Raw genomic sequence first — 19,754 nt, 5'->3', positions numbered from 1 at the left:
AGCGGGGCCCTTATTCCAGATTGTGCTGCGTAAGGAAATTCCTTAATCCCTCGCCGTTTACGAGTATCTCCGCCACGAGCTTGTCCGCGAGCTTTTCGAGAAGCGCTTTGTTCTTCGAAATGACGGACTCGGTCTCTTCCTTTGCGCCGTGGATTATCTTCTGTATGTCCTCGAGAATGTCTTTCCCGGACATCATGGCGTATTCCTGGAGCTCTACAAGGCTCGTGTTCTTCATTATGTCGCCAAAGCCGTATTCCACGACCATTCTTCTTGCCTTGGCCGTTGCGTCGCTAAGGTCGTGCGAGGCGCCAACAGTTTTCGAGTCCGCTCCGCCGACCTCGTCTTCGGCCACCATGCCGCCAAGCATCACGCCGATTTCCTTTTCCAGGTCGCGCTTGGTAAGTGTGTTTACGAGGCTTTCGCTCTTGCCGGTGAATGCAGAGGTGTCCTTGTAGTTATCTATGCTCACGAAGACCGGCGTGCCATTGAAGTGATGCCACATCATTATTATATGTCCGGCCTCGTGTATGGCGATAGTGCGCTTTTCCGCGTCAGAGAGCATCTCTGCGCGCTGCATGAAGAGAGACTTCGATGCGGGCCGCGCCCTTTGCTGGCTCCATTCGCGAAGCGCCTCGATCTCCTCTTTTTTCAGAACCGAGAGCGGCGTTATGTGCCGTATCGCTTCGAGAAGCGTTGCCGTGTCGAGTGAGAGGGTTAAGGTGCCGTCTATTATTGCGTCGGCCTCTTTTGCTTCTTTTCCCTCGTGCAGAGTGTTGAATGTGGCAACGACCGCGTCCTTTATGGCCTGCTCTATCTCGGCGCCCGTGTAGCCCTGCGAGTTCTGCGAGAGTTCCTTTAAGCGGAAGTTCGACGGTTTTTGTCCTCTTCTTTCGAGGTGTATCTTGAATATTTCGTCTCTTTCCTCGGCGCTTGGAAGATCGACGAAGAACACTTCGTCGTAGCGGCCTTTTCTCCATAGCTCGGGAGGAAGGTTTTTCGGGTCGTTGGCAGTTGCTATGACAAAGACGGGTTTGTCCTTTTCCTGCAGCCATGTGATGAAGGTGCCAAACACCCTTAGCTGCGTGCCCGAATCCCCCTGGAAACCGGATATTCCGCCGAATGCCTTGTCTATCTCGTCGATCCACATTATGCAGGGGCTTACCGCCTCTGCAAGCTGTATGGCCTTACGAATATTTTTCTCGGACTCTCCGACTGTCGAGCCAAAGAGACGGCCTACGTCCATTCTTAGAAGCGGAAGGTTCCAGATGCCGGCAAGGGCCTTGCAGCAGAGGCTTTTCCCGGAGCCCGGAACGCCAATTAGCATGAGGCCTTTTGGAACGTCAAGGCCGAGAGTTTCGATTTTGCCCTTGCTTAAACGGAAGACATGCTCTCTCTCGACGAACCATTTTTTTATTTCATCGAGGCCGCCGATGTGGTCGATAGTTTCCCTGTAGGGGTAGTAATCGAGTATCTGCTGCTTTTTTATGATTTGCTGCTTCTCGTCCTGTATGTACTTGATGCATTCTTCGTTCAGCACGCCTCTATTCAGGCTGATTGCCTTTCTTACGACCCTTTTGATGTTATCTAGAGAAAGGCCCTGTAGCGATTTGTAGAGAACCGACCTCGTAGACGAATGCCACGACGCGGGGATGTATTTGGAAAAGTTCGTGTTTACCATCTCCTCGATTTCGTCGTACTCGGGCAGGCTAAGCTCGATTACCACGATGTCTTCTTCGAGCTCCGGCGGAATCTCGCTAAGTGTTGGCGAGAGGATGCAGACGGTGTTAAGCGAGCGATAGTCCTCGATGGTGCCCGGGATGTCGCGAAACTTTCTTAGGAACTCGTGGGATTGGAAATACCCGGCAATGTCCTTTAAAAGGAAGAAGTTATTGATTTCCTCGTTCTTTACTATCTTTTCCTCAATGGAGGTAAGGATTTTTTCCCTGCCAACGGGCTCTTTCTTTTTTTTGTCGCTACCGTAGAGCCCTTTTGACACGGACCATGTCCAGAACTTGAACCCGTTGGTATTGCAGAGGTTTTCGACGATGCGCTCGACCCGGCGCTCTTCGAACGATACGAGCCACAAAATGGGGTAGCGCGCTTCGATGTGGATTTTTATCTCTTTTTCAAAATCTCTGGCATTCATGTTGGATATACCCGTATCTTTTATTGTAGCATAAAAAGACTGGCATGGCCAAATTTACTTTTCAGATAGCGAAGTTGGAATATTTTTTAATAAAACAGCACGGGGAATTTTAAGTAATATACCATACAATAAAACCCCGGCAAATGTAAATTACTAATTTTTTGCGCGCGGCCAGTTCATTGCATGAACGCGTTTTACTTGACAAAATGCCTGATTAAATGGTATGTTCATAGTATGAACAGCGAGGATAAAAACGGCCATATGGATGGGTACCGTTCGCTTCTCGTGCTTGACGAGATATCGCGAAACGGCGACCTAACCCAGCGTGAAATAAGCAAAAACCTCGGTATTGCGCTGGGACTCATAAATTCCTACATAAAGAATCTCATTTCAAAAGGTTACATAACAGTCTCCGGTATTCCCGCAAAGCGCTACAAATATTATCTTACGCCAAATGGTTTTCTTGAAAAGACCCGTCTCACCTACGAACATCTGAGGAATTTTACCAACCTCTACAGGGTTGCGAGGACGGATTTCGCTGAACTGTTTGCAAGGTTGAAGGAGCTTGGCATAAGCAGAGTCGCTTTCTGCGGCGTAGATGAGGTTGCCGAGATAGCGTATCTGTCTTTAAAGGAGGCCGGGTTGGAGCTTGTCTGCATTTCGGATATCGAAAGAACCGAAAAGTTTTTCGATATGCCGGTTGTCGGTATTGAAAAGCTCAGGGACGGCGCAGCCGAGGCCATAGTAATAACTTCGTTTTATAGAAGCGCGGAACTTTCGAAGGCATTGATAGAGGCAGGGGTTGTTCAGGCACGGATCATAGACATCAGCAAAAAAGGACAGGTTTGAGAAAAAATCCTGAGAAACGGCTTTAAATGAGGTGCTATGGCGAAAAATATCGTAAAAGAAAAACTGCTTGAAAAAATAGAAAAACGAAGCGCGCTCATAGGCGTTATCGGGCTTGGTTATGTCGGGTTGCCGCTGGTACTCAGGTTCTGCGACGAAGGCTTCAGGGTGCTCGGGTTCGATGTTGACTCGTCCAAAGTAAAGGCGCTCAATGCCGGAAGGTCTTACATAAAGCACATAGCCGCAGGGGATATCGCAAAACATGTCAAGGGAAAGAAGTTTGCCGCGACCGCTGACATGAACAGGCTTAAGGAGCCGGATGCGGTCATCATATGCGTGCCTACGCCGCTGGGTAAGATGCGCGAGCCGGATATGAGCTATGTTGTCGGTACGACAAAGGAGATAGTGGAGCGCCTTAGAATAGGCCAGCTTGTTTCTCTTGAGTCCACTACTTATCCCGGAACAACCGACGAAATACTTCTTACGGAATTCGAAAAAACAGGGCTTCGTGTCGGCAAAGATTACTTCCTTGTATTCTCGCCCGAAAGGGAAGATCCGGGGAGAAAGGATTTTTCGACAAAGACGATTCCCAAGGTGGTTGGCGGTGTTACAAAGGATTGTCTGGCAGCGGGCAGTCTGTTGTACTCGCAGATTATAGATAAGGTGGTAGAGGTCTCTACCACGCGCGCGGCAGAGATGACAAAGCTTCTCGAGAATATATATCGCTGCGTCAATATAGCGCTTGTAAACGAGCTTAAGATGCTTACCGATAAGATGGGCATTGACATATGGGAGGTCATCGATGCCTCGAAGACCAAGCCCTTCGGGTTCCAGGCCTTTTATCCGGGCCCGGGCCTTGGCGGGCATTGCATTCCCATAGACCCGTTTTACCTTACGTGGAAGGCGAAGGAGTACGAGTTCGCAACGCGCTTTATAGAGCTTGCCGGGGAGATAAACACCTCCATGCCTTCTTATGTCATTGGGAAGGTCGGTACAGCGCTAAACAAGGAAGGCAAGTCCGTCAAAGGCTCGCGTATCCTTGTGCTCGGAGCGGCGTATAAAAAAGATGTGGATGACATGAGGGAGTCTCCTTCCGTGCATATCATAGAAATGCTAAAGGGGCTTGGCGCAAAGGTGGATTATAACGACCCCTATGTGCCGAAGATGCCGAGGATGCGGCACCATGCAATCGAACTTAAGTCCGTGAAACTTACCCCCGCGGCGTTAAAGAAATACGATTGCGTCGTCATATCCACGGACCATACGTGTTACGACTATAAGATGATAGCTGTTAACAGCAAGATAGTGGTGGATGCAAGAGGCGCGGCAAGGAAATTTAAAAGCAAAAAGGTGGTGCCGGCGTAGGGCCGGAGTTCAATGAGATGAAATTCATAAGGAATATATTCAAAAGAGATTATAAGAGATCTTACGCCCAGGCAGGCGAGGACGTGCTTGCGGATTTCATCTTGAGGGCGTTAAAGATACGTAAACCCACTTATCTTGATGTCGGCGCGCACGACCCCGTTAAGTTCAGTAACACGTACTATTTTTACAAGAACGGATGCAAGGGCGTGAACGTGGAGCCAGACCCGGAGCTTTTCGCCAAGTTCGGTTTTAAGAGAAGAAGGGACGTTAATCTTAATGTCGGCGTTGCGGCAAAGGCAGGGGTCATTGATTTTTACGTTATACCGGGCGGCACAACACTTAGCACCTGCAGCAGGGAAACCATGGAGCGTTACAAGAGTATTGGCAGCGGCGAGCCGAAGGTGTTGAAGATAAATGTCGTGCCCATAAACGGGATAATCGAAAAATATTTCGATAAATGCCCGAACCTTGTAACCATTGACGTCGAAGGCCTCGAGGTCGAGATACTCGAGAGTTTCGATTTCAAGAAGTACAGACCCGAGGTGTTTTGCATAGAGACCGTTTATTATAACGAGAACAGGAAGAACGATGAAATATTCAAGGTGATGGAGCGTAATGGATATATCGTCTGCGGCGATACGTTCGTTAACACCGTTTTTGTCGATAAGAAACGCTGGGCCGAGAGGCCTACTATAATAAAAAACAATCCGGGAGAATAGAATGGGAAAGCGCGCGCTTATAACGGGAATAACAGGGCAGGACGGAAGCTACCTTGCCGAACTTCTCTTAAGCAAGGGCTACGAGGTGCACGGCATAATACGGCGCGCCAGTACCTTCAATACCCACAGGATAGATCATATATATAAGGACCGTCACCTGCCGGGGACAAAACTTTTACTTCACTACGGAGACCTTTCGGACTCGGGACAGCTCGTTAATCTGGTTTACAATATTGCGCCAAACGAGATTTATCATCTCGGCGCCCAGAGCCACGTTCGCGTGAGTTTCGATATACCCGAATACACAGGCGACATCACCGGACTTGGCACAACACGCCTTCTCGAGGCAGTCAGGAGAAGCGGAGTGCCTGCGCGTTTTTATCAGGCGTCTTCGAGTGAAATGTTTGGGAGCGCGCTTCCTCCGCAAAGCGAGAAAACGGTATTTCGGCCGCAGAGCCCTTACGCCGCGGCAAAGGTGTACTCGTACTGGATGACCGTAAACTACCGCGAAGGCTACCGCATGTTCGCCTCGAACGGGATACTTTTTAACCACGAATCTCCAAGAAGGGGCGAGACTTTTGTTACGCGCAAAATCACGCGCGCCCTTGCCGCGATAGTCGCGGGTAAGCAAAAAAAGCTTTACCTTGGCAACCTCGACGCAAAAAGGGACTGGGGGTTTGCGCCCGAATACGTCGAATGCCAGTGGCGCATCCTTCAGCACGATAAGCCCGGGGATTTTGTAATAGGCACGGGCGATACAAGGTCGGTAAGGGACTTTTTGAACCATGCATTCGAATATGCGGGAATAGAGATCGAATGGAAGGGCAAGGGCATTAAGGAAAAGGGAGTAATAAAGTCTCTTAAAAAAGGCATTGCCGACGGTCTAAAGCCGGGATACGCAATCATAGAGCTCGATCCCCGTTATTTAAGGCCTACAGAGGTCGATGTGCTTAAGGCTGACATAAGAAAGGCCAAAAAGGAACTCGGGTGGACCCCTGAGATAACATTCAAGGATCTGGTCAAGATAATGGTGGATTATGACCTTGAGGCCGCAGGTGTCGATTCAAAGGGTGAAGGCAGAAAGATACTCGCCAAAAAAGGCATAGCCTGGACAGATAGTAAATTGACGGTAGGTTAACGAGTGAGTTTTTGGAAAGATAAAAGGGTGGTTGTTACCGGAGGCGCGGGGTTTCTCGGCTCCTTTGTGGTCGACAAGCTCAAGGAGCGCGGGTGTAGTGAGGTAACCGTTCCGAGGAGCAAGGACTACGATTTTGTAACGCACGAGGCTTGCGAGCGCATATATAAGTATGCAAGGCCCGATATAGTGCTGCATCTTGCGGCGCGTGTTGGCGGCATCGGAGCCAACAGGGAAAATCCAGGCAAGTTTTTTTATGACAATTTGATGATGGGAGTTCAGTTAATAGAGGAAGGCAGAAAATACGGACTGAAGAAATTTCTGGCGCTTGGCACTATATGCGCGTACCCGAAGTTCACGCCAGTGCCATTTAAGGAGGAAGACCTCTGGAACGGGTATCCGGAAGAAACAAATGCGCCGTATGGCGTGGCCAAGAAGGCCCTGCTTGTGCAAAGCGAGTCGTACAGGCAGCAGTACGGGTTTAATTCGGTATTCATTTTGCCGGTTAATTTGTACGGCCCGCGCGATAATTTCGATTTGAACTCGTCGCATGTGATACCGGCGCTGATAAGAAAATGCACAGAGGCAATCGATAGAGGAGAGAAGAAAATAACTGTTTGGGGAACCGGAAAACCTACAAGAGAGTTTTTGTATGTCGAGGATTGCGCCGAAGGCATACTTCTTGCCGCCGAAAGATATGATAAAAGCGATCCTGTGAATCTCGGGGCCGGTTTCGAGATATCGATAAGGGACCTGGTTGAATTGATAGCGAGGCTTACCGGTTTTAAGGGAGACATCGTCTGGGATTCGTCCAAGCCCGATGGTCAGCCAAGAAGGATGCTCGATACCTCGAGGGCAAAAAAAGAGTTCGGGTTTGAGGCAAAGATAGGTTTCAAGGATGGGCTGAAGAAAACTATAGAGTGGTGGAAGTCCAATAAGGCGTAATTTATGGCTGATAATGTTACTGTCATAGAACCCAGAAAAGGGTTTATACCGGTCGACCTTCGCGAGATATGGAAGTACAGGGAGCTTTTGTATTTTCTTGCGTGGAGGGATGTAAAGGTAAAGTATAAGCAGGCTGTTATCGGCATAGTGTGGGCCGTGCTGCAGCCGGTGCTGACCATGGTCGTTTTTTCGGTAATTTTCGGCAGGTTCGCGGGGATGCCATCGGAGGGCGTACCGTACCCGGTTTTCGTGTATGCCGGTCTTTTACCGTGGCAGTACTTTGCTGCAGTGCTTACGCAATCTACCAGCAGTGTCGTTTCTGAAAAAAATCTTATAACAAAAATATATTTTCCGCGAATCATCATGCCTGCGAGTTCCGCCGTGTCCGTGTTTCTGGATTTCTTTATCTCGGCGCTCGTGTTTGGCGCGATAATGGTTTATTACGGCGTAAAGCCTGGTTTGGGAATTTTTCTTGTGCCGATATTGATGTCTTTCGTCATGATGAATGCTGTTGGGTTCGGGCTTTGGTTTTCGGCGCTAAACGTAAGGTACAGGGATATTCAGTATGCAATACCGTTTTTCGTGCAGATATGGATGTTCGTGACCCCGGTTATTTATCCGGCAGGTCTTTTATCGGAAAAGTATAAGATGATATTGATGCTAAACCCGATGTCCGGTGTCATAGAGGCAATCCGGGCTGCTGTTCTGGGTCATGTGGATATTCCTTGGGCATCTCTGGCTGTGTCTGCCGTATGCGGTTTTGCGGTTTTTGTAAGCGGTGTTTTTTATTTCCGCCGCGTAGAGCGTTATTTCTCGGACGTGGTCTGATACGAGTATGTCTAAGAATATAATAGAAGTAAGAAATATATCTAAACAATACAGGATCGGCGAAAGGATGGCTTACGGTAGCCTTCGCGATGAAATAGTACAGACGTTGACTGCGCCGTTCAAGAATTTTGGCGCTCCTAAAAAGGAAGAAGATAATATCGTTTGGGCGTTGAAGGACGTTTCCTTCAACGTAAAGGAAGGAGAGGTTGTAGGTATTATAGGCCGTAACGGCGCAGGTAAAAGTACGCTCTTGAAAATACTTTCGAGGATAACTGAGCCCACGTCCGGCCGTATTACGATGAAGGGGCGCGTTGCGAGCCTTCTCGAGGTCGGCACGGGTTTTCATCCGGAACTTACCGGAAGGGAAAATATACTTTTAAACGGCGCTCTTCTTGGAATGACGAGGGCTGAGATAAAAAGCAAGTTTGACGAGATAGTGGCGTTCTCGGAGATAGAGAAGTTTCTCGATACGCCTGTTAAACGGTATTCGAGCGGCATGTATGTGCGTTTGGCCTTTGCAGTTGCTGCGCATCTTGAGCCGGAGATACTGGTAGTTGATGAAGTTCTTGCCGTCGGTGATGCCGGATTTCAGAAGAAATGTCTTGGTAAGATGGGTGAGGTGGCAGAGGGGGGGCGGACCGTCCTTTTTGTAAGCCATAACATGAGCGCGGTAGCATCTCTCACGACGAGATGCATAGAGCTTACTAAAGGCGTTGTGACTATGTCCGGGGTAACGCATGAAGTGATAGAACATTATGTTAAAGATCCTTCCGGCTGCGGCCTGTCTGCGAGGGAGGATGGCGTATATGATTTAAGGCTTTTGGAAAGACCTTTGCATAAAGTAAATCCCAAAACCGCCAAGGCGGTTTTTGTAAAAGCCATTTGCTCGGATAAGATTGGCAAAGCGCGGTCACAGTATGAAGAGGAAGAATCGATACATATAGATATCTATGTTGAAGTGAGGCAACAGTTGGATCTTTTGGAAATACATTTCGGGGTACTTGATTCGATGGACGCAAAGGTGTTTGCGGTTCTGTCAGATGTGATGGAGGCTGTCATGGCGCCTGGAATGTACAAGTTTGGGCTCGATATATCCCCGAACTATTTGCGCCCCGGCAGATATTTTACCTGGCTCAGTATGTACGCGCCGTCTTTGCAGGACGGCATAAGGCCGGCGCTAGATTTCGCTATAGAGCCATCGTCAAAGGGGTATTCCAATGTTAATTGGTCATACCATAGCCTTGGTGCCGTAAAATTGCCCTATGTCTGGACTCAGCCTCAAAAGGTGGTATAGGTGGTGCGGAAAATGCAAAATATCGGGAAGTATTTCGAAAGAGGCTGCAAGGCGTGTTTTTTGATTGCCGAGGTCGCGCAAACGCACGACGGGAGCCTCGGTCAGGCGTATGCATTCGTAGATGTCGTGGCAGAGGCCGGCGTGGATGCCATTAAGTTCCAAACCCATATCGCCGATGCGGAAAGCACGTTGGATGAACCGTTTAGGGTTAAGTTTAGCAGGCAGGACAGAAATAGATATGATTATTGGAAGAGGATGGAGTTTACGCCGGAGCAATGGTGCGGTTTGGCAAAGTATGCGCGCAGCAAGGGACTGCATTTTCTCAGTTCGCCGTTTTCGTTAGAGGCCGTAAATCTGTTGCAAAAGGCAGGTATTGCCGCGTGGAAAATAGGGTCCGGAGAATTGGGTAATGAGGCAATGTTGGAACGGATAGTTGCCACGCGAAAACCGGTTTTGATCTCTACCGGCATGAGCACCGACAGGGAAATAAAAAAAGTTGTCGCGTTTTTAAAAAGGGAAAAAACTGTTTTTTCCTTATTCCAGGCGACGACGATGTACCCGACTCCGCCGGAAAAAATCGGGCTTAACGTTCTTGCCGGGTATAGCCGGCAGTTTGGTTGCCCGGTCGGATTGTCGGACCATTCCGGGACGATTTACCCAGGGCTTGCCGCCTGTGCGCTTGGCGCCAGGTTTGTCGAGGTGCATGTCACGATGTCGCGGCATATGTTTGGCCCCGACGTGATAGCGTCCGTAACCATGGAAGAGTTGGCGCAATTGGCAAAGGGAGTAAGATTTTTGGAAATAGCCGCGCTAAATCCAGTTAAAAAAAACTCTGTGGCAAAAGAACTTGAGACGATACGGGAAATATTTCGCAGAAGTGTCGTGCCGAGAACAGATCTTCCGGCAGGGAAAATTCTCGAAGAAGGAGATCTTATTCTTAAAAAGCCGAATATAGGCATACCGGCAAGCATGCTGAAAAAGCTTTATGGAAAAAAACTTAAGCGTTGCGTTTGTGCCGACGAATTCATAAGTCTTAAAGACTTGAAATGAGTGTAGCGAGGTGGAGCCGGATATTATATGAATAAACGTAAAATTGCCGTTATCTTGGTTGATAGGGCCAATTATGGAAGGCTCAAGCCTGTCATGGAGGCCGTGAAACGTAACGATGATCTGGCCCTGCAAGTTGTATGTGCCGGAACGATGGTCTTGGAGCGGTTTGGAGCTCCCGTAAATATTGTCAGAACCGATGGTTTTGATGTAAGCAGTGAAATATATATAGAACTGGAAGGGTCTACGCCGTTGACGATGGCCAAGTCGCTCGGTTTTGCCGTAATAGAATTCGCGAGCGAATTCCAGAGGCTTCGTCCGGATATTGTTCTCATTATCGGCGACAGGTATGAAGCGTTAGCCGCCGCTCTGGCCGCGTCATATATGAATATTTGCATTGCGCATATACAGGGGGGAGAGGTCAGCGGATCTATAGACGAGAGCGCAAGGCATGCCATTACGAAACTCGCGCATTTTCATTTCCCGTCCACGCGCAAGGCTGCCGAGCATTTGAAAAGTATGGGTGAAAGGCCAGAAACCGTGTTTTTTGTCGGATGTCCAAGCGGCGATATAGCATTAAAGCTTAATAAAGAGCTGCCGTTCGATATCTTTGCGCGCGGTGTTGGCGGGGAAATAGCAGCTACGGATAAATATCTGCTGGTGGTTTTCCATCCGGTTACCACCGAGTATGGGATGGAAAAGGACGAAACGTTGCAACTTATTACGGCATTGGGCGAGATTAAGATGCCGACGGTATGGTTGTGGCCTAATATTGATGCCGGCTCCGATCATGTGAGCAAGGTTATTCGCGCTTTTCGTGAGCAACGCGAGGCAAAGTGGCTTCGTTTGATAAAAAATTTTACTCCGGAAAATTACCTTAAGGTGCTTGCAAATGCTTCGTGCGCCATCGGTAATAGCAGCAGTTTTGTGCGGGATTCGTCCTTTCTTGGAACTCCGGTCGTGCTGGTGGGGGACAGGCAGGGCGGGCGCGAAGTGGCGGAGAATGTGTTACCTGTTGCTCCTGAACGCACATTGATATTCGAGGCCGTGAAAAAGCAGCTTGGTAAGGGCGGATTTACCCCCAGCAGTCTGTATGGTGACGGTACTGCCAGCGGGAAAATTGCTGCGGCATTATCACAGGTGGTGCTTTATATCCAAAAAAGATTGGCATATTTGTGATACAAGCCGATGTGCGCCGTTGGCTTAGATAAATACGGCAATCGAGAGGCAAATAATGAGTTTGGGAAAAAACATGGATGATAATGAATATATCGTTGCAAACGGTCTGGATAGATTAATTGATTTCCAGGCGGGCGGCGACGCGCAAAGAGATGTCTATGATTCCGTAAGCGGCAAGAGGATACTTCCTTTCCCGCTACAGGTTGCGGACCTGGTCCGGTTACATAAACTTGTCAGGAGCCGCAAGTGTTTCACTGTGCTGGAGTTCGGGATAGGATATTCGACAATGGTTATGGCCGATGCATTAAGGAAGAACGAAATAGAATGGAATGCCTTGCCGGACAAACCCGAGGTACGAAATCGTTTTATGTTCAAAATCTTTTCGGTCGACGCGTCCATGCATTGGATAGAGCAAACGAAAGGCAAAATTCCGGAGGACCTGCGCGACAGGGTTCATGTGCAGCAAAGCGATGTTGTGATAGGAACGCACATCGGGCAAATTTGCCATTATTATAAAAATTTGCCCGATGTAGTGCCTGATTTTATTTATCTAGACGGACCGACGCCCAAGGACGTGCAGGGGCAGGTAAACGGATTGAGTTTTCAGTGCGATGAGCGTACTGTCATGTCTGCGGACTTGCTGTTGATGGAGCCGACTTTTCTGCCAGGCACTTTTATAATAATTGACGGCAGAACGAACAACGCGCGGTTTCTCGAGAGAAATTTTACCAGAAAGTACGAAATTATCTGGGACAAAAAGGGCGATATTACAACCTTTGAATTGCAGGAGGAAAGGCTCGGCAAATATAATATTCTGGGCTCGGATTTCTTTAAGTGAAAAACATGTTGCAAGGGTTTTTGTACCGCGAGGGCGGCAGACAATGCGCTGTTGTGGTCCGTTGCGCGAGCGTGTAATATCAAAGAAGACAGAGAGGAGAGATAATATGTCCGGTGTCGGAGACGGTCTTACGGCTGCCAATGCGAACTGGAACTTCAAAGGAGATGTGGCCAAGAATTTCGATGAGCATGTTTCGCGGTCGGTTCCCTTTTATAACGAAGGGCACGAGTTGATCTGTAATTTGAGCGATTTTTTTGTCGGGAAAAATTCTTTATGCTATGAACTCGGGACATCGACAGGTGAGTTGACGCTGAAGCTCGCTCGGCATAACAGCACAAAGCCCGAGGCCAGGTTCGTAGGCATAGATATCGAGCCGGATATGATAAAGATGGCTCTGGAAAAGAAGAAACAATCAAGTGCTGTAAATGTCGAGTTCGAGGCCGCCGATATATTCCAGTATAACTATGAGAAGGCCGATGTCTTTACGGCCTACTACACACTGCAGTTTGTAAAGCCGCGCGTAAGGCAGGACATATTTAACCGCATATATGAAAACCTCAATTGGGGAGGGGCCTTTATTCTGTTTGAAAAGGTCAGAGCCAATGATGCTCGGTTTCAGGATATCATGACCGGATTGTATAATGAATATAAACTCAGACAGGGATATACGGCCGAAGAAATAGTGTCCAAGGCGCGCAGTTTAAAGGGTGTTCTGGAGCCGTTTTCGTCGCAGGGAAATGCCGACTTGCTAAAGCGCGCCGGATTTGTGGATGTAATTACGGTTTTTAAATATGTTTGTTTCGAGGGGTTCCTTGCTATAAAGTAAAGGAGAATTGTATAGATGAAAAAAAGTCTTCTGTATTGGTTCAGAAGCCTGTGTTGGGGCATGTTATCTAAAATCGGCGAATTGCGCGCTTTGTTTTTCAGGCCATACATCAAGAGAAAAACTATCGAGGGCGTTACTTTTGATTTTCTGATAGGAGATACGTCCGGCCGAGAATGGTACGATGTTGGTTGTACCGATCCTGACTGGATTGAAATGAGGTTCGTGCGGGATAATATCGTTGGCAAGGGAGATGTTGTTCTTGAATGTGGTGGGCATCATGGATGCACAACTATATTGTTGTCGAACTGGGTCGGGGAGAGCGGCAAGGTGGTTACCTTCGAAGCGTTGCCGAATAACGCGCGTATTTTGCGCAAAAATATGGAAATTAATCGTCTGAAAAATGTACTTGTCGAGGAGAAGGCGGTTGGTGTGGTCACGGGACGGCTTCGGATCGGGAATACGTCCAATTCTTTTGTTATGAAAAGCGCTTTCGGGACGGGTTTGGTGGTCGATTCTGTGCGTCTGGACGATTATCTGGATTGTAAGCCTACCGTATTGAAGGTGGACGTGGAGGGGTATGAGGTTGAGGTGCTGCGCGGGGCCGGTGAAATCCTAAAGCGGAAACCAAAACTTGTAATAGAAGTGCATACCGATGCCTTACAGAATTATAATGCAAAGATAAAGGATCTTCTCGATTTTATCGATATAACCGAATATAAGGTTTGGATTCAATGGGCGGATAATGAGGAGCCGGTAGTCTATGATGGCAAGACGGAGATAGACAGGCGGGTGCATCTTTTTGCCGTGCCGATTTAAAAACAAAAGGGTGGTATGAAGAAAATCGATATTAAGAATTTCGAGGAATGTGTAAAGGCCAAGAATGAGTTCGATGGTAATCTGCGGTTTGGCGCTAAGAAGTTCCATGCCGAGACTAACCGTTCAGGGCAAGGGCGGCCTTCGAGCGGATATTTGATAAGAGAACATGCGAAGGTGGTTGTAGATACCGGGGCCGAACGCTATCAGTGTATCAGTGGGGTGTGGGAAGATGTGGATACGTGCCCGGCGTGTTCGTCGAAGGACAGGGAAAAATTTCTTACGCGCTTTGCCCTCGATATCTATAGGTGCTGCGATTGCACGCACAGGTATTTGAACCCGCGCGTAAAGTTTGACGAGGCCATGAAGATATATGCCGACGATAAAACGGCCTCCGACATCTATACCCAACCGCTTCAAAAGGAAATAGACAGGATAAAATATAGTTACGGGCTTGAGCTTATAGAACAGCTCGATCCTCCGTCAATTGAAAAAATAATGGACATAGGTTGCGGCGCTGGAGTGTTTCTGGAGGTTGCGTTTGAAAGGGGCTGGAAGAGCTGCGTGGGGGTCGATGTAAACGAGAGGTATGCCGATATCTACGCCGATGCAAAAGGGGTCCAGTTCATAAATTCCACATTCGAGGCCCTTGACGCCTCGAGGCTCGGTTCGGGGTATGATTGCGTGGCCATGTGGAGTGTGCTCGAACATCTTTATGATGTTCACAATATAATCAGGGCGGTTAAGGGGCTTTTGAAAGACGGCGGGTTGTTGTTCATACTTGTTCCAAATGTCGAATCGCTGGCAACAAGGCTCATGCGGGAGATGTCGCCCGTGTTTGCGTGGAAGCATCTGTCTCATTTTTCGCCGAAGAGCTTGAAACATCTGATGGCAATCCACGGATTTGATTGCGTACGGTTTGAAACGGTAATTACCGAAATAGACAACATAAAGAGCTATATGTCAGGCGAGTACCCGTACCATGGCCATGGAGACCCTGACGGATTGTTCGATTTTGTAACGCCGGAGTATATATACAGGCATAATCTCGGCAGCAGGATGATAGGGATATTTAAAAATGTTAAACGGTAAAACAGTGTATGCTCTTATTCCTGCTCGCGGGGGAAGCAAAGGGATCCCGCGAAAGAACCTGTACCGCCTTGGAAATGATACGTTACTTGAAAGAACAATAAAGCTTGCGAAGGCATGCAGGTATGTGGACAGTGTGGTTGTGTCGACAGATGATGCAGAAATGCATGAGTTGGCGAAGAAATACGGGGTTAATATGCCGGCGCCTAGGCCAGCGCATCTCGCTACGGATACGGCAAGAACCGTCGATGTTGTGTTGCATGTGATGGAAGAGATGAGTATAAATGACGCGTATATATTTCTTCTTCAGACAACGTCCCCGCTTAGAACCCTTGCCGACGCGGAGGGGGTCTGCGGTCTTCTTGAAAAGAATACCGGTAAAGCCGATGCCGTTGCAAGTGTCGTGAGGCACGACTCCCCGCATCCGGACAAGATACAGAAGATAGATGGCGGGTATCTTAAGTCTTATCTCGGAAAGGAATCCCTGGTTGCGAGGCAGTCTTTGCCCGAGGTTTACGCCCTGAACGGGGCCTTTTATATTACCCATACAGGCGTTCTTCTCAGGGAACGTACTTTCATGCCTGAGCATACGCTTCCTTTTGTCATGCCAAAGGAGAGAAGCGTTAACTTGGATGGCATGATGGATTTGTATTTAATCGAAGCGCTTGTGACAAAAGGAATTGTGAGGATAGAGGAATATGCTACGTGACGCCACCGGATGCCGTGTGCGGCTTTTATGACGACCAAGGGAAAAGGTAAGGGAGCAATGGCCGTAGCGCATCTTTTGCATCTATTTGGGAGAGGCAGGCAGCGGATATTCGACGAGATACAGTTTCGTGAGTTTTCGAAACTGGTGCGCGGCACGAGTACTGCGGATGCCGGGGCCTGCCAAGAGCCGCAAAAAACGGTAATGATCGACGGAAACGATCACGAGATTATATGGGCAACAAGGTGGTCCGTTCTGATTCAACCGCTTTTGAGGAACGGTTACCGTCCTATAGTGTTGACGAGGAAAACATCGGTTATCCAAAATAAATATTACAGGCTGTTTGGCTGCAGGAATTTTTGGTTTATCGACGATTTTTTTGACAAGAAGGATTTGCCGCCAGAATTGTTGCAGAAGGTGGATGAACTTCTCGGTTCTTGCGACATGAAGGAGTTGCTGGAATTCACTTATAAAGGGCTTCCGGTAGGTAAGATAACGTTATCGGGGTATTCACGGTATCAACTGCGCGGAAATATCGACTACGCTTCCGCTGCTGAGAAAGAAGGCATAAGGAGGCTGCTTTGCCAAAACCTGAAATTTGCCCATCATGCGCAAGATTTTCTGGAAATACCCGATGTGTACATAACCTCCGAAGCCTTTCATGACGAGCATGGCATTTTTTATTATTATATGCTCAATAAGGGCGTGGACGTGCTAAAGACGAATTTGTCGGTCATCGACGACAGAGTTCTTATACAGAGAAGAAATAAGGCAAACGACGGCATGCATCACAATACCGTCACGAGCGAAACGTTCGAGAGAATCGTAAACGATAAAGACATAAAAATAGAAGCGGTCAGGGAGTTTGTCGAAACTAATTTTGCCGAGAGATATTCCGATAAATGGCACTTGTCAAAGCGCAATTTTCGGAATACGGAACTTGCAAGCAGGCAACATCTGGTGGAAAAGTACGGTCTTTCGCCGCAAAAACGCATTGCGACGATATTTAGCCACATTCTCTACGACACACTGTATTTCTTCGAGAAGGAGCTTTATACGAATTATGCGGAGTGGCTGGTAGATACCGTTGGCGTGGCTATCGAGAACAAGCACGTGAACTGGCTGCTTAAGCTGCACCCGTCGAATGCCTGGCGCGGGGAATACCGCGACAAAGCCGAATATGAGGAGGCACGGATAGTGATGGAGGCGTTTGGCGATCTGCCGGATCACGTGAAGCTGATTTATCCCTCCACGCCCGTTAACCCGCTTTCGTGGATCAGACATTCCGACTTCGGCATTACCGTCAGGGGCAGTATTGGCATGGAGCTGCCGTGTTTTGGCAATAATGTCATAACCGCGGCAAGCGGACGGTACGCGGGCCTGGGGTTTACAATCGATCCGCAAAGCAGACAGGAGTATAGAGACCTTTTGAGGAACCTGCATAACATCCCGCCGATGACTGAAGAAAAGATCAGGTTGGCGCTGTATTATTATTACGCCATTTTTGCCTTGAAACCGATCAGGTTGAGCATGCTTAAACCGGTAATACGGCGCGGTTTCAAGGAGGTTCGGCTTTTCGGTTCGCTCTGTTGCATGCCGGAGGGGCCGATACGGCTTGGCGCCGAGGAGTACCCTCCAGAAATAGAAAGCTTTGCCAGATGGGCCGAAAACAAGCGCAGCGTTGATTATGTCCTTGATTGGGAAAAGTATGCAGATTAAAAACGGCCTCCAGAGGCTGTATAGACGTTGTCGTGGCAGATGGGAAGCCGAACTGGCCCTGCGCCGGTATAAGGATTTCAGGCCCGAGCGCTATGATTTTACAGGAGAGGATGTCGCCCTCTATGTTTCGGAGCGTGCGGCACTGCTGCCGCCGGTCAATGTCGTAGGCGCTGACGACAACCATTTTTTGCTGGGAGTTGGCGATATCGAATTTTATTGGCCGAAAAACATTCCTACCGGAGACCTGCCCTGGCTATACCACGAGGTCTTTGATGATTGGAGGGAAAACCCCTCGTCTTACGACCATCCGCAGTTTGATTTGACTGCTGCTTGCTGGGTCATGGATGCCGGCGCGTTCGAAGGATTCTACTCTCTTTTTGCCTTAAGAAAGAACTTTGCGGGGATGCTTATAGCTGTTGAACCGTTTCCCGCCATGGAAGAGGCCCTGGGATTGACCCTCGGGAAAGCGGCAAGGGAATCCAAGTATAAAGTGGTCGCCAAAGCGCTTGGCAGCCGTATGGGCCATTGTTATATAAATCAAGATGCCGTTAGCAACTGCAGTTCATATGTCGCCGAGGCTTCGCCGAAAGATGCCTGGCAGAAGGTGGAACTTACAACGATAGATAATCTTGTCAGGGAATACGGTGTCGAAGGCCCGGGTATAGTAAAGATAGATATCGAAGGATACGAAATGGAAGCCTTGCGTGGAGCGCGAAATACCATCGAATCGCTAAAGCCGAAACTTGCCGTCGCGATATACCACGATTATATGAACGCCAGGGAGTGCGCGCGCATAATACGCTCTTTCAGAAGCGATTATCATATTGAGTTCAGGGGCATGTACGCTTATTTTGAGCCGCCGCGCCCCTATTTGCTGTTTGCGTATTAAATGATCCGAAGTATACGGTGTATGGTCGCGATAAGGGCAGGCGTATAATGAATAAAAAAAACCCGGCAATACTTTTTACGACCCAGGAGTTGAGGTATCCAGCAACCGGAGGGCCGTATCTGAGGATAGAGAACTCCGTAAAGGCGCTTAATGCCATTTCGGAGCTGTATCTTTATTCAAGGGTCACGCCTGAAAACATGGGCGGGGACAGGGCTGTGGAATATTATGAAAAATTATGTAAAAAGTTTTTTATGGCTCCGTCATGCAAGAGGCACAAATTGCACAGAACAGTTGTTGGAGGGATAAATATTGTTGGGCGCAAGGCATTGGGAAAAAATATTTTGCAGCATTACGAAAGCAAGATGGATTTTGACGATTTGCTGCGTACGGCCGATTCCGTGCAGGCCGATGTTATCTGGCTTGGGTTTGGGAACATATCGTATCCTTTGATGAAGTATATAAAGGAAAATTCGGCGTACAGGGTCGTTGTGGATACGGATAGCGTGTGGTCCAGATTTCTTTTAAGGGGCCTGGCGTATCATGTGGATAAGGACGTGAGAGAAAAAACCGAGACTGCAGGCAGGGCGAAGGAGAAGGAAGAAGCGGAGTGGACCAACCTGGCCGATATTACAACTGCGGTCTCTGATGTGGATAAAGAGTATTATCAGGGTCTTACCGAGCGAAAAGATAAAGTAATGCTTTTTTCGAATGTCATAGACATGGCTAATTATACGGGACGTCATGAAAATCCCGGTATACAAAGGCCGTCTGTATACTTGGCGGGCAGTTTTGGGAAAAACAGTCCGATGGAAGAGGCCGCGCGTTGGACTATAGAAAAAGTTATGCCGCTGGTTTGGAAAGATATCCCGCAAGTGCGTTTTTATATTCTTGGCAACGGTTCTTGCGAGACGTTGGCTGATGTTAAAGATGAAAGAATAACGATTGCCGGACGTGTAGAATCGGTGCTGCCGTACTTGTGTAACGTCGATATCGCGCTTGTGCCGCTGAAATTCGAATCCGGAACAAGGTTTAAGATTCTGGAGGCCGGGGCCTGTAAGGTGCCGGTGGTTTCAACGACGCTCGGGGCGGAAGGGTTAAATGTTACGCACGGCAAGGATATCCTGATTGCCGATACGCCCGAGGAGTTTGCGGCAGCTACAATCGAACTATTGACTGATAAAGCTAAGGCCGCAGCCATAGGCGCAGAGTGTTACAAGTTGGTGAATGATAATTATGCTATCGGCAGGGCCAGGGAAGAAGCGATGATGGTTCTGGAAAGGCTCGGGTTTGAATAAGGTTGTAAAAGGGCTTGTGATGCGTATGATTTGTGTCAGGTTTGCGGTGACAGGGTGTTTTCGAAAAGGGTTTCT

General features: G+C 48.4%; 18 protein-coding genes. 17 read left to right on the top strand and 1 reads right to left on the bottom strand.

The window, feature by feature from the left end; genetic code table 11:
• Positions 1-10: 10 nt before the first annotated feature.
• A complete protein-coding gene (locus OEV59_03845) occupies positions 11-2,146 on the bottom strand; it encodes an AAA family ATPase (GenBank protein ID MDH4226874.1) in 2,136 nt (711 codons plus the stop codon).
• A 261-nt stretch (positions 2,147-2,407) separates the two neighbouring features.
• Here OEV59_03845 and OEV59_03840 point away from each other — a divergent pair, with 261 nt between their 5' ends.
• The 17 genes from OEV59_03840 to OEV59_03760 all read left to right on the top strand — a co-directional run bounded on the left by OEV59_03840 (position 2,408) and on the right by OEV59_03760 (position 19,679).
• Positions 2,408-2,995: a winged helix-turn-helix transcriptional regulator gene (locus tag OEV59_03840; protein MDH4226873.1), complete on the top strand. Its 588-nt coding sequence runs from the start codon at positions 2,408-2,410 to the stop codon at positions 2,993-2,995.
• Positions 2,996-3,031: 36 nt separating this feature from the next.
• Positions 3,032-4,357, top strand: a complete 1,326-nt coding sequence (locus OEV59_03835) for a nucleotide sugar dehydrogenase (protein ID MDH4226872.1) — start codon at positions 3,032-3,034, stop codon at positions 4,355-4,357.
• Positions 4,358-4,374: 17 nt separating this feature from the next.
• Positions 4,375-5,076, top strand: coding sequence for an FkbM family methyltransferase (locus OEV59_03830; protein ID MDH4226871.1), 702 nt, complete (start codon positions 4,375-4,377; stop codon positions 5,074-5,076).
• Between the two features lies 1 nt (position 5,077).
• A complete protein-coding gene (gene gmd / locus OEV59_03825; protein MDH4226870.1) occupies positions 5,078-6,214 on the top strand; it encodes a GDP-mannose 4,6-dehydratase in 1,137 nt (378 codons plus the stop codon).
• A 3-nt stretch (positions 6,215-6,217) separates the two neighbouring features.
• Complete coding sequence (locus tag OEV59_03820; protein MDH4226869.1) at positions 6,218-7,156, top strand: GDP-L-fucose synthase; 939 nt, start codon at positions 6,218-6,220, stop codon at positions 7,154-7,156.
• A 3-nt stretch (positions 7,157-7,159) separates the two neighbouring features.
• Complete coding sequence (locus tag OEV59_03815) at positions 7,160-7,984, top strand: ABC transporter permease (GenBank protein ID MDH4226868.1); 825 nt, start codon at positions 7,160-7,162, stop codon at positions 7,982-7,984.
• A 7-nt stretch (positions 7,985-7,991) separates the two neighbouring features.
• On the top strand, positions 7,992-9,278 hold the full coding sequence (locus tag OEV59_03810; protein MDH4226867.1) for an ABC transporter ATP-binding protein: 1,287 nt from the start codon (positions 7,992-7,994) through the stop codon (positions 9,276-9,278).
• Positions 9,279-9,290: 12 nt separating this feature from the next.
• Positions 9,291-10,328 carry an N-acetylneuraminate synthase family protein gene (locus OEV59_03805; protein MDH4226866.1) on the top strand — a complete coding sequence of 346 codons (1,038 nt, stop codon included), beginning with the start codon at positions 9,291-9,293 and terminating at the stop codon, positions 10,326-10,328.
• Positions 10,329-10,355: 27 nt separating this feature from the next.
• Positions 10,356-11,504: a UDP-N-acetylglucosamine 2-epimerase gene (gene neuC / locus OEV59_03800; GenBank protein ID MDH4226865.1), complete on the top strand. Its 1,149-nt coding sequence runs from the start codon at positions 10,356-10,358 to the stop codon at positions 11,502-11,504.
• 55 nt (positions 11,505-11,559) lie between these two features.
• Positions 11,560-12,342 carry a hypothetical protein gene (locus OEV59_03795; GenBank protein MDH4226864.1) on the top strand — a complete coding sequence of 261 codons (783 nt, stop codon included), beginning with the start codon at positions 11,560-11,562 and terminating at the stop codon, positions 12,340-12,342.
• 106 nt (positions 12,343-12,448) lie between these two features.
• Positions 12,449-13,168, top strand: a complete 720-nt coding sequence (locus tag OEV59_03790; GenBank protein MDH4226863.1) for a methyltransferase domain-containing protein — start codon at positions 12,449-12,451, stop codon at positions 13,166-13,168.
• A gap of 15 nt (positions 13,169-13,183) precedes the next feature.
• Complete coding sequence (locus tag OEV59_03785) at positions 13,184-13,984, top strand: FkbM family methyltransferase (protein MDH4226862.1); 801 nt, start codon at positions 13,184-13,186, stop codon at positions 13,982-13,984.
• 15 nt (positions 13,985-13,999) lie between these two features.
• Positions 14,000-15,073 carry a class I SAM-dependent methyltransferase gene (locus OEV59_03780; protein MDH4226861.1) on the top strand — a complete coding sequence of 358 codons (1,074 nt, stop codon included), beginning with the start codon at positions 14,000-14,002 and terminating at the stop codon, positions 15,071-15,073.
• Positions 15,060-15,779 (top strand): acylneuraminate cytidylyltransferase family protein, encoded by a 720-nt coding sequence (locus OEV59_03775; GenBank protein ID MDH4226860.1) that lies wholly within the window; start codon positions 15,060-15,062, stop codon positions 15,777-15,779. The genes OEV59_03780 and OEV59_03775 overlap by 14 nt, the downstream gene beginning before the upstream one ends.
• 57 nt (positions 15,780-15,836) lie before the next feature.
• Positions 15,837-17,495 carry a hypothetical protein gene (locus OEV59_03770; protein MDH4226859.1) on the top strand — a complete coding sequence of 553 codons (1,659 nt, stop codon included), beginning with the start codon at positions 15,837-15,839 and terminating at the stop codon, positions 17,493-17,495.
• Entirely contained in the window at positions 17,485-18,384 is a 900-nt protein-coding gene (locus OEV59_03765; protein ID MDH4226858.1) for an FkbM family methyltransferase, read from the top strand. Before OEV59_03770 ends, OEV59_03765 begins: the two co-directional genes overlap by 11 nt.
• Positions 18,385-18,431: 47 nt before the next feature.
• Positions 18,432-19,679 carry a glycosyltransferase family 4 protein gene (locus tag OEV59_03760; protein MDH4226857.1) on the top strand — a complete coding sequence of 416 codons (1,248 nt, stop codon included), beginning with the start codon at positions 18,432-18,434 and terminating at the stop codon, positions 19,677-19,679.
• Positions 19,680-19,754 lie beyond the last annotated feature (75 nt).

Source organism: Deltaproteobacteria bacterium (assembly GCA_029858205.1).
In the GTDB taxonomy this organism is placed as follows: domain Bacteria; phylum Desulfobacterota; class GWC2-55-46; order GWC2-55-46; family DRQE01; genus JAOUFM01.
This window is presented reverse-complemented; position numbering and strand designations above follow the sequence as displayed.